13 protein-coding genes are annotated in these 14,744 nt (G+C 53.4%); 8 read left to right on the plus strand and 5 right to left on the minus strand.

Features of this window, described 5'->3' with window-relative positions:
• The first annotated feature begins 35 nt into the window (after positions 1-35).
• Complete coding sequence (locus KNP67_RS05190) at positions 36-1,196, plus strand: GGDEF domain-containing protein (protein WP_242678950.1); 1,161 nt, start codon at positions 36-38, stop codon at positions 1,194-1,196.
• Positions 1,197-1,259: 63 nt separating this feature from the next.
• Here KNP67_RS05190 and KNP67_RS05195 read toward each other — a convergent pair whose 3' ends face one another.
• From KNP67_RS05195 to KNP67_RS05215, 5 genes are all read right to left on the minus strand, one after another.
• The gene (locus KNP67_RS05195) at positions 1,260-2,846 is read right to left on the minus strand and encodes an ABC transporter permease/substrate-binding protein (protein WP_131471434.1); all 1,587 of its coding nucleotides are present in this window, start codon (positions 2,844-2,846) and stop codon (positions 1,260-1,262) included.
• On the minus strand, positions 2,843-3,967 hold the full coding sequence (locus KNP67_RS05200) for an ABC transporter ATP-binding protein (protein ID WP_034807367.1): 1,125 nt from the start codon (positions 3,965-3,967) through the stop codon (positions 2,843-2,845). The genes KNP67_RS05195 and KNP67_RS05200 overlap by 4 nt, the downstream gene beginning before the upstream one ends.
• 192 nt (positions 3,968-4,159) lie before the next feature.
• The gene (locus KNP67_RS05205) at positions 4,160-6,829 is read right to left on the minus strand and encodes a cation-transporting P-type ATPase (protein WP_214756105.1); all 2,670 of its coding nucleotides are present in this window, start codon (positions 6,827-6,829) and stop codon (positions 4,160-4,162) included.
• 190 nt (positions 6,830-7,019) lie between these two features.
• Entirely contained in the window at positions 7,020-8,345 is a 1,326-nt protein-coding gene (locus tag KNP67_RS05210; RefSeq protein ID WP_251130787.1) for a (Fe-S)-binding protein, read from the minus strand.
• Positions 8,342-9,742 carry an FAD-binding oxidoreductase gene (locus KNP67_RS05215; RefSeq protein ID WP_242678960.1) on the minus strand — a complete coding sequence of 467 codons (1,401 nt, stop codon included), beginning with the start codon at positions 9,740-9,742 and terminating at the stop codon, positions 8,342-8,344. The genes KNP67_RS05210 and KNP67_RS05215 overlap by 4 nt, the downstream gene beginning before the upstream one ends.
• 645 nt (positions 9,743-10,387) lie before the next feature.
• Between KNP67_RS05215 and KNP67_RS05220 the strand changes: the two genes are divergently transcribed.
• The 7 genes from KNP67_RS05220 to atpA all read left to right on the plus strand — a co-directional run bounded on the left by KNP67_RS05220 (position 10,388) and on the right by atpA (position 14,727).
• Positions 10,388-10,615, plus strand: coding sequence for a hypothetical protein (locus KNP67_RS05220; protein ID WP_021066132.1), 228 nt, complete (start codon positions 10,388-10,390; stop codon positions 10,613-10,615).
• Positions 10,612-11,040, plus strand: coding sequence for an ATP synthase subunit I (locus KNP67_RS05225; RefSeq protein ID WP_214756107.1), 429 nt, complete (start codon positions 10,612-10,614; stop codon positions 11,038-11,040). The genes KNP67_RS05220 and KNP67_RS05225 overlap by 4 nt, the downstream gene beginning before the upstream one ends.
• Positions 11,040-11,777 carry a F0F1 ATP synthase subunit A gene (atpB, locus tag KNP67_RS05230; RefSeq protein ID WP_131471427.1) on the plus strand — a complete coding sequence of 246 codons (738 nt, stop codon included), beginning with the start codon at positions 11,040-11,042 and terminating at the stop codon, positions 11,775-11,777. The genes KNP67_RS05225 and atpB overlap by 1 nt, the downstream gene beginning before the upstream one ends.
• Before the next feature lie 78 nt (positions 11,778-11,855).
• A complete protein-coding gene (gene atpE, locus KNP67_RS05235) occupies positions 11,856-12,068 on the plus strand; it encodes a F0F1 ATP synthase subunit C (protein ID WP_024370837.1) in 213 nt (70 codons plus the stop codon).
• A gap of 71 nt (positions 12,069-12,139) precedes the next feature.
• Positions 12,140-12,667, plus strand: coding sequence for a F0F1 ATP synthase subunit B (gene atpF, locus KNP67_RS05240; protein WP_021066136.1), 528 nt, complete (start codon positions 12,140-12,142; stop codon positions 12,665-12,667).
• Positions 12,667-13,200, plus strand: coding sequence for a F0F1 ATP synthase subunit delta (locus tag KNP67_RS05245; RefSeq protein ID WP_021066137.1), 534 nt, complete (start codon positions 12,667-12,669; stop codon positions 13,198-13,200). The genes atpF and KNP67_RS05245 overlap by 1 nt, the downstream gene beginning before the upstream one ends.
• 18 nt (positions 13,201-13,218) lie before the next feature.
• Positions 13,219-14,727, plus strand: coding sequence for a F0F1 ATP synthase subunit alpha (gene atpA, locus KNP67_RS05250; protein ID WP_029594689.1), 1,509 nt, complete (start codon positions 13,219-13,221; stop codon positions 14,725-14,727).
• The last annotated feature ends 17 nt before the right edge of the window (positions 14,728-14,744 follow it).

A 14,744-nucleotide genomic window follows, 5' to 3' on the forward strand; every position in this document is an offset into this window, starting at 1 on the left:
AGTCGGTCCGATGTCGGGATAAGGGAAGAGACACGATGAAGACTAAATTCTCGCTACTGCAAAGATACTTACTCATCTCCTTGATGGCGTTGTTTTTAACGAGCGTCTGGAGCTATAGCGCGTTTCAGGACATCGAGCAGGAAAATCGACGAATTGTCGAGGAAGCCATCCCGATTTCGAACGCCGCCTCGGAGCTGTTTCGGTTACTGCTCGACCAAGAGCTGTCGGTCCGGGGCTATACATATAACCAAGACGCGCAGTCGCTCGAACAGTATGAGGCGACGAAACAATCATTGGAGGAGACGATTCGTATTATTCGTGAACTCGACGAGCGTCATCCGATCATGCAGGAATTGATTCAAGACGAGGCGTTGCCGCTCATTCAAAAAATGGAGGCGTTCCATGCGTCGCAAATCGAACTCATCGAGGCGGGGGATGTCATCGCCGCGAACGCGCGTCGCTATAGCGGCATCGATTATATCAACCAGTTCCGAGACGTCGATGCGGCCCTTCGTGAAGACATCGACAACATCATCCAACAAGCCACGCTTCGGAGTGAAACTGCCTCAAATTCAGCGAAATGGGTCATCTTCATCGTCGTCGGCATTGCATTGTTGCTGTTGATGACGTTCATGCATACGTTCCGGCTCGAGCGCAGCAAACAAGCGCTCATCCATCGCTCGCTCCATGACGCCTTGACCGGGATTTGGAATCGTCGAGCTTTTGACGAGAAGTTAGAACGGATGTGGGACGAAGCGACCGATACCGGAGACGTGCTTGCGCTCCTCTTGCTTGATATCGATGCGTTCAAGACGTATAACGACACATACGGCCATTTGGCCGGAGACGCTTGCCTCGAACGGGTGGCGAACGCGATCGACAAGGCGGTCGGGGAAGACGGCATGACGGCCCGCTATGGAGGCGAAGAGTTCGCGGTGCTCCTGCGGCCACGCCACGCGCGCCAACCGAAAGAAATCGCGGAACGAATTCGGCAAGCGGTGCTCAAACTGAACATCGCGCACGAAATGTACACACCGTTGCGAAAAGTGAGTGTCAGCATCGGCGTCGCCGAACATGCGCCAACGCCAAGTGGCGATAAGACCGACTTGATGGAGGCGGCCGACCAAGCCCTCTATCAAGCAAAACAGAGTGGGCGCAACCGCGTCTCGGTCGGCCAGGCGACGAACGTAGGTTAAAATCGGCCACAGAAAAAAGACGACTTTCCCGATTCGAACGGGAGGGTCGTCTTTCGTATAGGTTTATTGTTCAATTAATCCTTCTTGGATAAGGAAGTCGCGGGCGACTTTCTCCGGACGTTGTTTCTCGACGTCAGCAAGATAATTGAGCTCTTGCATCGTCTCGTCCGTGATTTTCCCGCTCAGCAAGTTCAATACGTCCGCGAGCTCAGGATGCTCGGCGAGCGTCTCTTCGCTGACGATTGGGACCGCATAGTACGGTGGGAAGAACTGCTTGTCGTCCTCGAGGACGGTCAAGTCGAAACGCTTGAGCAAGCCGTCGGTCGAGAAGCTGTCGATGGCGTTACTCTCATTGTTCATGAGTGCCGTATAGCGGAGTCCGCCGTCGACCGGTTTCACGTCTTGGAAGTTGAACGGGTACGCCTCTTTCAATCCGAGGTAGCCGTCTTCCCGGTTCGAGAACTCGATTGTCGGACCGAAGACGAGCTCGTCACTCACCGCAGCGAGATCTGAGACGGTCTTTAAACCGTATTTGTCGACGTCTTCTTGTTTGACGGCGATGGCGTAGGTGTTATTGAAGCCGATCGGGTCGAGCGTGCGGATATCGAAACGTTCGTTCACTTGTTTCACGACTTTGTCGTAGACGACGTCGGGGTCGTTCTCGACTTCTTGCTTCAATACATCGACGAACAATGTGCCCGTATATTCGACGTACGTATCAATCTCACCGGTCCGTAGGGCACTGAAAGCGACCTGGGTGCCACCGAGGTTCAGTTGACGTTTCACATCGAGGTCGGTCTTGTCCTCAATCAAGTCGGCGACCATGTTCCCGAGAATCAATTGCTCGGTGAAGTTTTTCGAACCGACGACAATCGTATCGTCTTCACGGGTGAAGGCGTAAATCGAACCAGCAAGGAGTAGGGCGAACGCCGATGCGATGACGATGAGCGGTTTTGTGACTTTCTTCGCCGAGCGACGCGTCTTCTTCTTCATGCGGCCGTCGGCGAGGACGATGCCGTTCGGTGCGACTTTATACTCGATACGGCTGACGACGAAGTCGATCAACAAGGCGAGAAGACCAGCTGGGATGGCCCCGGCGAGAATCTGGTTGTTGTCGACAGTCTGAATCCCGGCGAAGACGAGATAGCCGAGTCCGCCAGCCCCGACGAACGCCGAGATTGTCATCAGTCCGACGGCCGTGACCGCAGAAATGCGAATACCGGCCATGATGATCGGTAAGGCGAGGGGTAACTGAATCTTACTTAAAATCTGGCGATCGGTCAGGCCGATCCCTTTGGCCGATTCGAGCGTGTCACCAGGAATGCTCGACAGTCCCGTATACGTGTTCTTCACGATCGGGAGGAGCGAGTAGAGGACGACCATGATAATCGCCGGTGTCGACCCGATGCCGATGAACGGGATTAGAAAACCGAGGAGTGCCAAACTTGGCACGGCTTGGACGACGCTCGTCAGACCGAGAATCGGCTTCGCGAGCCGTGGGATCCGTAAGATGAGAATCCCGAGCGGTACCCCTAACAGGACCGCAAGCGAGACGGCGAACACCGTCAGTTGTAAGTGTTCGAGTAAGAGTGTCCCGATTTGGTTCGTGTTGTTTGTGAAGTAATCAAAAAATGATTGGATGGCGTTCATAGCGTTCCCTCCTCTTGCATGAATTGCTCACTGAGGACGGAAAGCAAACTGCTGCGTGTAATCAAGCCGTGAAGCATCGAACCGTCGACGACAGGGAGGTACCCTTGGTCGCTTGTGTTCATGACGTCTAAAATATCGAGGAGCGAATCCTCGATTGAGACGAAGGCGTAATTCGTGTTCATGACTTCCTCGAGTCGCTTCGTCTTATCTGGGATGCCGTGGACGTCCTTCAATTTGATGAGTCCTTGCAAAGTACGGTCACGGTCGGTAATCAATAGGCTGTCGACTTTGCGCGAACGCATAATTTCAATCGCTTGAAGCACCGTCCGTTTCCCGCTGATCGATACCGGGTCGGTGATCATGATATCTTTTGCCTTGATGAATTCAGGGCTGTTCCAAATTCGATTTTTCCCGATGAACGACTCGACGTACTCGTCTTTCGGGTTCCGGAGGATTTGTTCCGGGGTATCGAATTGGACGATTTCCCCGTCGCGCATGATACAAATGCGATCGGCCAGCTTGATCGCCTCATCCATATCATGGGTGACGAACACAATCGTCTTTTTCACTTCTTCTTGCAGGTTGAACAGCTCTTCTTGCAGGTCGTTCCGGGTCACCGGATCGAGGGCGCTGAACGGCTCATCCATCAAGATGACTTCCGGGTCGTTCATGAGAGCACGGGCGAACCCGATGCGTTGCTGTTGGCCACCGCTCAATTCGCTCGGATAGCGATCGATGAACTGATCCGGGTCAAGGCCGACCATGCGGAGGAGGTGTTCGGTCCGGGCGTCCATGTCTTGTTCGGCATGGCCTTCGAGCCCGGCAATCAATTGGATGTTTTCACGGATCGTCATATGCGGGAAGAGGCCGGTCTGTTGAATGACGTACCCCATCTGGCGCCGCAATTCAATCGGATCCATTTTGCGCGTGTCTTGGCCGTTGACGATGATTGTGCCTTCCGTCGGTTCAATCAATCGGTTAATCATTTTCAGCGAGGTCGTCTTCCCGCAGCCGGACGGGCCGATAAAGACGACGAGCTCACCTTTGTTGATGATAAGGTTCATCTCTTTCAAGACGGTCGTGTTCTTAAACATTTTTTTCACTTGCTTGAATTCAATCATCGACTCAACTCTTTTCAAATTATTTTCACATAACCTTAATGTTCCCTTGTTATGAAGATGTAAACATCTTTTTCTCAAAATGAGGTTTGAAGACGTTCTAAAACGGGATTAGGTAAAGTTGTAGTCTCATATATGAGCCACACGAATAAAAGGAGCGACGCCCGTAGGCATCGCTCCTTTTATTGGAGTCATTTAGGATTGGTTGCGTCTGATGAGGTTGCGTGAAATCAGCTTCTCGAGTTCGATGATGAAGAAGACGATAATCCCGAGCGCGATCGGAATCAACCAATCGGTCGCAGCGATTGGCATCGTTCCGAATGCCGTGTTCATGAACGGCACGTACGTGATGAATAGCTGCAACGCGATGAGCACCCCGGAGACGTAGAACGCAATCGGGTTCTCGAAGAACGAACGGCTGAGCGCTGGTTCGAGCTCGACACGGACGTTGAACAAGTGGAAGAGCTGGGCGAAGACGATCGTGTTGAGCGTCATCGTGTGGATATATTCCACACTATAATCACCCGTGTTCATATATAGGTTGTACATGAGTGTCCCGCCACTGATCAGGAGTGAGACGAGCAAGATGCGGAAGATATAGTAACCGCTCAATAGCGGTGTCTTCTTCGGTCGTGGAGCCCGCTGCATCGTCGACGGCTCGAGCGGCTCGAAGGCGATCGCAAAGGACAAGGTGATGGCGACGACCATGTTCACCCATAAGATTTGAAGCGCCGTGAGCGGGAGCTGCGTCCCGAGGAAGATACTCATGAGGAGTAATAATCCTTGCGCTCCGTTCGTCGGCAAGATGAAGAGAATCGTCTTCTTCAAGTTGTCGTATACACGTCGACCTTCTTTGACGGCTTTGAAGATCGTGTTGAAGTTATCGTCGACAAGCACCATCTCGGCCGCTTCTTTCGATACTTCTGTCCCTTTGATTCCCATGGCAACACCGATGTCGGCGCGGCGGAGGGCAGGGGCGTCGTTGACACCGTCACCGGTCATGGCGACGATATGGTCTTGCGTCTGGAGCGCCTTGACGAGACGCGTCTTGTTCTCGGGGCTCGTCCGGGCGAAGATATTGTATTGACCGACGACTTCGACGAGTTCCTCGTCCGTTAAGTCATCAATCTCCGTCCCTTGAAGGGCGCCGGCCTCAGTCGGGATACCGAGTTCGTTCCCGATGGCAATGGCTGTGTCTTTATGGTCGCCGGTAATCATCTTCACTTGGATACCGGCAGACTGACATTCGTTGACCGCTTCAATCGCCTCGGGACGCGGTGGGTCCATGATGCCGATGAGCCCGAGGAATTCGATTCCTTCATATAAGTCGTCATGGTCAATCTTCTCTTTTGATGTGTTGAACGTGCGTTTGGCGACACCGATGACACGTTGCCCTTTTTTAGCGAGGTCGGTCATCTTCTCTTCCCACATCTCTGTCGGGAAGTTCGAGTCACTCGCCTCGGCCATCGAGAACAAGCGGTCCGGTGCACCTTTCAAGTACATGACGTGCGCTTCGTCACGTGGCGAGAGTGTCGCCATATATTTATGCGCCGAGTCGAACGGGATCTTCGAGATGACGCGGAGCGGTCGAATCGACTCTTCTGCTTTCTCTCCGAGCGTGAGCAAGCAACCTTCCGTCGGGTCGCCCGTGATCATCCATTGCTTCGACTCTTCGTCGAAGAACAAGTCTGAATCGTTACACGTCACACCGGCAAGGAGAATCTCGTTGAGAATCTCGTCTTGCTTGTTCGAGTAGACGTCGTTTTCAAATTCAATGCGACCTTCCGGCGCGTACCCCGAACCGGTCACACGGAGCGTGCGGTCAGCGAGTTGGATATTTTGAGCGGTCATCTCGTTTTTCGTCAACGTCCCGGTCTTATCCGAACAGATGACGGAGACGGCACCGAGCGTCTCGACGGACGGCAAGTTTTTGACGATCGCCTTATTGTCTGCCATCTGGCGGACGCCGAGGGCGAGAATGATGGAAATGATCGCCGGTAGTCCTTCCGGAATGACGGCGACGGAGAGACCGATGACCGCGAGCAACAGCTCAGTCGTCTCATAATCACGCAAGAAGTAGCCGAAGATGAAGGTGAACACGGCGACACCGGCGATGACGCTCGCAATGGTCTTCCCGAAGCGTTGCGTCTGCTGGATGAGCGGTGTTTGCACTTTCTCGACTTCGGCGATGGACGCGTTGATTTTACCGAGTTCGGTCTTTGAACCGGTCGCGATGACGATTCCGCTACCTGTACCGGCAGCGACCGACGTCCCGGAGAACGCCAAGTTCGTCCGGTCGCCGAGACCGATTTTCTCTTCGAGCGGGTCGAGCGTCTTGTCGACGGTGATCGCTTCACCGGTCAAGGCCGACTCCTCGACTTTCATGTTCTCCACTGTGATGAGGCGAAGGTCGGCCGGGATTTTGTCACCCGGTTTCAAATAAACGATGTCACCTGGGACGAGGTACTCGGCCTCGATCTCCTTGCGCTTGCTGTCACGACGGACAAGGGCGGACGGGGACAACATGTTCTTAATCCCTTCGAGTGCCTGCTCAGCCTTGTTCTCTTGCAGGTAACCGATAATCCCGATGATGAGGACGACGAGAGCGATGACGATCGAGTCGTACCAATAGCCGAGTACGACCTTAATCACGGCGGCGGCCAACAGGACGTAAATGAGGACGTCATTGAACTGTCGTACGAATTTCAGCCACTTCGGGTCTTTCTTTGGCTCGGGAAGGACGTTCTTCCCGTGTTGTTCGATTCGTTCTTTCGCTGTCTCCTCACGTAACCCTTGATCGATATCGGTATCGAGAAGGTCCTCGGTCTCGTGAATCGATAGCGTATGCCACTGCCTCTCTTCCATTTGAAAACCCCTTTCTCTGTTTACACATTTCGACAGACTGGTAGAACCGTCTATATTTTATTATACCCCATGTGAAAAGTGTGTAAGCTTTAATTTCATGTGAAATCATCGGAATTGTGAAGTATGTGTGAATCAGAGAAGGGGAATGTATGGGACGACAAAAAAAGAGGAGAGCGTGGGCTCTTCTCCTTTACGTATTCGGTAACGCCTCCGCCAATAAATCGGCTAAATGGACGGCCCGCATCGAGTCGGTCCCGTGTTCTTGGATGCCGAGTTGCATTTGCAGATGACAGCCCGGGTTCGAGGTCACAATCGTCTGGGCGGCCGTGTCCCGGACGTGGCCCATCTTCATCTCGAGGATGTCGTTCGCGATGATAGGTTGGAGTAAGTTGTACACGCCAGCCGAGCCGCAACAGTGATCGGCGTGGCGCTGTTCGACGTACGTCGTCCCTTGAATCGCTTGGAGTAAAAGTCGCGGGGCGAGCGCGCCTTGTTGCACGTTTCGGAGATGGCACGAGTCTTGATACGTGATGACTTGCTTCGGCAACGTGAGTGTGACCCGGTCGAGGAAGCCGACCTCAATCAAAATCGAGGCGAAGTCTTTCACTTTCGCCTTGAAACGCTCGGCGCGCGCGAGCCAGGCGGAATCTTGTTTCAACAGATGGTCGTAACCGAGCAGGAACGCCCCGCACCCGCCCGCGTTCGTGATGACGTAATCGACGTCGAGTGCTTCGAACGCCTCGATGTTTTGTTTCGCGAGTCGGACGGCCCCGGCTTGTTCGCCGGCGTGTCCGTGCAGGGCACCGCAACATTGTTGGGTGTCGGGGATGACGATGTCACAGCCCGCTGCCTGGAGCAACTTCATCGTATTTGCGTTCGTCTCGTAGAACATCGTGTCCATCAGACATCCGCTGAAGAAGGCGATCCGGGCCGTCGGTTGACCCGCCGCCTTCAGCCGTTCCGGACGACGACGTCGTTCCGTCTTCGGTGGGACCGGTGGCAAAATCGCCTCCATCTTTTGGAGCTGGTCCGGGAACCAGTCGAGGATGTGCAGTTTCCGCGTGAGCGTCTGCACACCGGACTGTTGATAAAAACGAAGGAAGCCTGTCGCCGTCTCCATGTTCGCCTTGTTCATGAACAAGCCGTCGAACACGACCTTGCGGATGACGCGCTCTCGGACGTCCATTTGGCCCGTCGCCCGTTTGTGCTCGGTGATGGCGGCCCGCGCGTCCTCGAGCAGGACGCTATAGCGCACCCCGGCCGGGCATGCCGGTTCACAGGCGAGGCAACCGAGACACTCGTCGAGCGTCTTCTCGACGCCGGCGTCGGGTTCGATCAAGCCGTCGACGACGCCTTTCATGATGGCGATGCGGCCGCGCGGGGAGGCCGTCTCGTCTTTCGAGCGGATATACGTCGGGCACGTCGGGAGACAGAAGCCGCAGCGCATGCAGCCGAGCATCTCTTCATAGTCGAGCTTGTCGGTCATACGGGTGGCGAGTTCGGGCGTCTGCTTCATGCTGTGCCTCCTTGGACGATCCGTTTCTTCGCCGCTTTGGCGAACATCTTCTGTGGGTTCATGATGCCGTGCGGGTCGAAGGCGAGCTTGATGCCTTTCATGACGTCAATCCCGGCCGGTCCGAGCTTCCATTCGAGATACGGGGCTTTCATCGCCCCGACCCCGTGCTCACCGGTGATCGTCCCGCCAAGGTCGAGCGCGGCAGCAAAGATATCAGCGAACGCCGCTTCGACGCGTTCCATCTCTTCATGGTCCCGGGCATCGGTCGCGACCGTCGGATGCAAGTTGCCGTCCCCGGCATGGCCGAACGTGGCGATTTGAATGTCATACGCCCGTCCGATCGCTTCGATGCGTCGGACCATCTCGGCAATCTCGCTCCGCGGTACGGTCGCATCCTCTAAAATCGTCGTCGGACTGAGCCGGGCGAGGGCGGACAAGGCGATCCGTCGGGCGTAACGCAACGTCTCGGCGTGCGCCTCGTCACGGGCCACTTCGACCGCTAAGGCGCCTTCAGCTCGGCAGACGGCGTGCATCGACTCGATATCTTGTCGGACGACGTCACATGGACCGTCCTGTTCTAATAGAAGGAGAGCGCCGACGTCGGTCGGCAATCCGATGTTCGCATACGCCTCGACGACCTCAATCGTCTTCTTGTCCATGAACTCGAGGGTCGCCGGGATGACGCGGTTCTCGATGATGCGGCTCACCGTTCGGGCCGCGCTGTCCAAGTTGCTGAAATGGGCGAGCATCGTCCGCTTCGTCTCGGGGAGCGGGATGAGTTTGAGTGTCGCCTTTGTGATGACGGCGAGCGTCCCTTCAGATCCGACGAGGAGGCGCGTCAAGTCGTAGCCGGCGACGTCTTTCGCGAGTTTCCCACCCGTTTTGAGAAGCTCGCCGTTCGGGAGCACCGCTTCGAGGGCGAGTACGTAGTCGGCGGTCACTCCGTACTTTAGACCGCGCAAGCCCCCGGAATTCTCGCTAATGTTGCCGCCGATCGTCGAGATCTTCATCGAGCTCGGATCGGGCGGATAGAACAGTCCTCTCGCCTCGACGGCTTGGGCCAAGTGGGCGGTGATACAACCGGGCTCGACCGTCACCGTCAAATTCTTCTCATCAATCTCGAGGATGCGGTCCATATGCCGGAAGTCCATGACGACTCCGCCCGAGAGTGGCGTCGTCCCGCCGGCAAGGTTCGTCGCCGACCCACGCGGGACGATCGGGATGCGGTGTGCATGGCACAATCGCAGTACGGCCTGTACATGTTCGGTCGAACGAGGGGCGACGATGGCATCGGGCATCGCTTGATAGTTCGGTGTCGCATCAAACGAATAGGCGAGTCGGGTCGTCGGGTCCGTGAAGACGACATCGTCACCGATTTCCTCGCGTAATTGATTCATCCAGTCCATGGTAGTTCCTCCTCACACGCATCAAAATACTCACGATGCGGGCGTCGGTTTCGAAAGTCACAAAATCGACACATTTTTAGATAGCGCTTACATCGTAATCGTAGCCATTCGAACTGGGATTGTCCACCCACTTCGGCTTGATGGGAAGGGATTTCCAGTCGCATGGACGGCTAAAATCGTCCTGTGAGATTCATCACTACAAATTCGTCAGAACCCCTCGACACGACAAAAAGATAATCGGTATACTGATACAGGACGATGAAAACGATTTCAAAATCGGGTCAACGTTCGTTTCAAAACCTTTTGTGAACGTAAGCCGTTTGTCATTGTGTTTTCCAAAACGTGGAGGTATAACTGAACTATTCTTCATCTGATTCGCAATGTGAAATGTTATAAAGTCAACATTTTTATTTCACCGTTTCTTCATACTTTTTTAAAATTTAGCGATTTTAATTTAGTTTGTGAACTGCGTAAAAGCCTTGATACACCTTGATTTAAAGCGCTTTTATAATTGTGAAATTCATTGACTTCTTATGCCATTTCCATTACTCTGAACTTGTGTGACTTTTGATGGTCACGCGAGTGTGAATTCGATCAAGAAGATGGAAAGCATGGCAGCTCGAAAGGGGGATTTGGATGACGAAAAAAGACAATCGTTACCTATCCTACGCCTCGCTCGCCTCTCAAATTTCGACCGCGCTCGCTGGACCGATCGTCATCGGTTATCTCGTTGGCCAATACGGGGCGAGACGTGAATTTTGGGGCACGTTTGGTTGGAATGTGTCGGTGTTTCTGGGTATGGCTCTCGGAATCACGGCGCTTGTTCTCACCCTTCGAAGTTTACTGACAGGAGAGGACGAATGAAGCTAGAACAAACGGAACTACAACAAGTGCAAGCTGACAGAAAAGTACAGAAGCAGTTGATGAAACGCTATACGAAGTGGTTTAGTAGATGGTTCGCCATTCTCCTCATCGGTGCATTCATCGTCCCTATGTACAAACCGGTATTTCTCGGCTTGTTCCTAGGTGGGGTCGCCAGTCTCATTATTCTACATATGCAGAATCGAAGCGTCATTCGCATGTATGACGTCATCGAACATGGACGACGCCCAAAGTCGCACGGGACTGTTTCAAGAATGGCAGTCGGTGCACTAGCCGTGATAGTCGGCCTCTTTTATGAGGATCGAGTATCGCTGATTGCGGTGGTAACTGGTCTAATCGCCGGCCACATCATACAATTTGGCGAGTTCACACTTGCCCAGCTCAGCAGGAAAAGAGGTGAATACTAATGGGTCATGAGTATCCCAAATATTCTCTACAACTCGGAGATTATACGTTATATGGGAGCTGGACGAACGTCATTACGGTGCTGATCGCATCACTACTCGTATTTACGTTTGCCGTTTGGGGAACGCGACGCTTGGCTATGAAGCCGACCGGTAAGCAGAACTTCATGGAATTCTTTGCAGAATTCGTACGCGGGGTCATCTCGAGTGCGATGGACTGGAAGACAGGTGGCCGCTTTATCTCGTTCGGGATGACGTTGATTTTGTTCATTCTCTTCTCGAACTTGATGGGTCTAGAGTTTAACGTCATTTCTGGTCACAATGTATGGTTCAACTCACCGACGGCCGATCCTTACGTCACGTTGGCATTGTCGACACTCGTCGTTGCAATGTCGCACTATTACGGCGTGAAGCTACACGGTTTGAAGCACTACTCGGCGGAATTCGTGAAGCCGGTCTGGTTCTTATTGCCGATCAAGCTCATCGAGGAGTTCGCGAACACCTTGACGCTCGGTCTGCGTCTTTACGGTAACATCTTTGCCGGTGAAATCATGATTACCATCATCTTGGGACTCGCAATTACCGCAGAAGGGGCACTTAACCCGCTCGGTGCTGTGTTCGCAGTTCTCCCAATGATTTTATGGCAAGGCTTCTCAATCTTTATCGGGGTTATCCAATCCTACATTTTCCTGACGCTTGCAATGGTGTACATCGGGCATAAAGCTTCTGCCGAGCATTAATTCGGGCAGGTCTCGCCAAAGCGTTGAACAAAAAAACTATTTACTTAACTTTTAGGAGGAATATACACAATGGAACAAATGAATCTTCTCGCAACAGCACTCGTTATCGGTCTTGGAGCACTCGCGGCTGGTATCGGTAACGGTCTCATCGTATACGGAACAGTACAAGGACAAGCACGTCAGCCAGAACTCAAAAACGAACTTCGTCAAACAATGTTCATCGGTATCGGTTTGGTTGAAGCCCTCCCGATCATCGGTGTGGCTGTCGGTTTCCTTCTCCTCAACTCTTGATTACGAGTTAACGAGAACAACGTAAGAGGGAGCGTGTCTCCCTCACTTATTTAGTCAAGAGGAGGGTATGCATGGATACGATGATGATTGCAGCTGGTGCTGGCGGCGAAGGCCTCCGCATCCTGGATATGATCTTTACACTTTTCACATTCCTCGTACTCTTGGCCCTGTTGAAGAAATTTGCTTGGGGACCACTCCTTGGAATGATGAGACAGCGTGAAGAGTATGTAGCGAACGAAATTGAGCTCGCCGAAAAGAGCCGCAAAGATGCGGAAACATATGTAGTCGAACAACGTGACGCGCTCAGCGCCGCACGTACAGAATCGAAAGAAATGCTTGATTCAAGCCGTCGTCAAGCAGAAGCGGAACAAGCACGCTTGGTGGAGCAGGCGCGTTTGGAAGCCGAACAAATCAAGATCGAGGCGGGTAAAGCGATCGAACGTGAGCGTGAGCTCGCGAAGCAATCGCTCCAGACCGAAGTCGTCACACAGGCGCTCTCGGCCGCACGCCACGTCCTTCAGTCAGACCTCAAAGGCGACGAAGTGAAACAACGTGCCCTCGTTACAGACTTCCTGTCTAAAGCGAAAGGTGCTAACTGATGAACACATCGTTAGCAAAACGCTATGCCAAAGCGCTCTTCGACTTAGCGCGGGAACAAGGCACGCTCGACCAAGTCGAAGCGGAAGTGCGTCTGCTCGATGAAGTGCTCCACGCGACTCCTGAACTCACGGATCTCTTAACGAATCCGGCGATCAGTGACAGCGAGCTTGCACAGCTTTTAACACATAGCTTTGGTGACATGACAGATATCGTGCTCAACACACTTCTCGTCATGGTCGAAAACGACCGTGCGAGCGAGGTTCGCGGCTTGTCGCGCTACGTCCTTGATTACATCAACGACTACCGTGGCATCGCCGAAGGGTTCGTCACGAGTGCTTACCCGTTGTCGGCAACAGAGTTGAAAGAAGTCGAACTCGTCTTCGGTCAGAAGATGAACAAGACGCTTCAATTGAAGAACGTCGTCGATGAAGACGTCATCGGTGGACTTCGTGTCCAGATCGGCTACACGACGTATGATGACACAATCGAAAACAAACTAACACGCCTCGAGCGTGAATTGTTGAATGCGTAAGAAATAGGGGTGAATTCAATGACGATCAAAGCTGAAGAAATCAGCGCCCTGCTAAAAGAGCGGATCGCTTCGTACGGTTCTGAAATCGAAGTCAGTGAGACAGGTACAGTCATTCAAGTAGGTGACGGTATCGCTCGTGCATACGGACTCGATAACGTTATGGCGGGGGAACTCGTAGAGTTCTCTAACGGCGTAATGGGCTTGGCGCAAAACTTAGAAGAAGGTAACGTCGGGATTATCATCCTTGGCGACTACAAAGGCATCAAAGAAGGCGACTCGGTAAAACGTACGGGCCGCATCATGGAAGTTCCAGTCGGTGAAGCGCTCCTCGGACGCGTCGTCAACCCGCTCGGACAACCAATCGACGGTCTCGGACCGATCGTGACGGACACATACAACCCGATCGAGCGTAAAGCTTACGGCGTTATGGCCCGTAAGTCAGTTCACGAACCGCTCCAAACTGGGATTAAGGCGATTGACGCCCTCGTACCAATCGGTCGCGGTCAGCGTGAGCTCATCATCGGTGACCGTCAAACTGGTAAGACTTCGATCGCAATCGACGCGATCATCAACCAAAAAGAAGAAAACATGGTCTGTATCTACGTCGCAATCGGTCAGAAAGAATCGACTGTCCGTGGCGTAGTTGAGACGCTCCGTCAAAACGGCGCCCTCGATTACACGATCGTTGTTTCGGCATCGGCTTCACAGCCAGCCCCACTTCTTTACCTCGCACCATTCGCTGGGGTATCGATGGGTGAGTACTTCATGGACCGCGGACAACACGTCCTCGTCGTGTATGATGACCTCTCGAAACAAGCGGCAGCTTATCGTGAGCTCTCGCTTCTTCTCCGTCGTCCTCCAGGCCGCGAAGCCTACCCAGGGGATGTCTTCTACCTCCACTCACGCCTTCTTGAGCGTGCGGCGAAGTTGAACGACGAACTCGGCGGCGGTTCATTGACAGCACTTCCGTTCATCGAGACACAAGCGTCGGATATCTCGGCTTACATCCCGACGAACGTAATCTCGATCACAGACGGTCAAATCTTCCTTCAGTCGGACCTCTTCTTCTCAGGGGTACGTCCTGCGATCAACGCCGGTCTCTCGGTATCGCGTGTTGGTGGTTCGGCTCAAGTGAAAGCGATGAAGAAAGTTGCGGGTACGCTCCGTCTTGACCTCGCGTCATACCGTGAGCTCGAAGCGTTCGCCCAGTTCGGGTCGGACCTCGACAAAGCGACACAAGCGAAGCTCAACCGTGGACAACGGACTGTTGAAGTCTTGAAACAAGACTTGAACGCACCGCTTTCGGTCGACAAGCAAGTAATCATCATCTACGCTCTCACGAAAGGTCATCTCGATGACGTCCCAGTCGAAGACATCCGTCGTTTCGAAAAAGAAATGAACGCATGGCTCGACCAAAACCGTGCGGACCTCTGCCGTGAAATCCGTCAAACAGGAAACCTTCCTGCTGACGAGGCGATGGTCGATGCACTTACGGAATTCAAAAAGACGTTCTCGCCATCGGTTTAATCCGGTGACGAGCGTCT

The organism is Exiguobacterium sp. s157 (assembly GCF_018618205.1).
GTDB lineage: Bacteria > Bacillota > Bacilli > Exiguobacteriales > Exiguobacteriaceae > Exiguobacterium > Exiguobacterium chiriqhucha.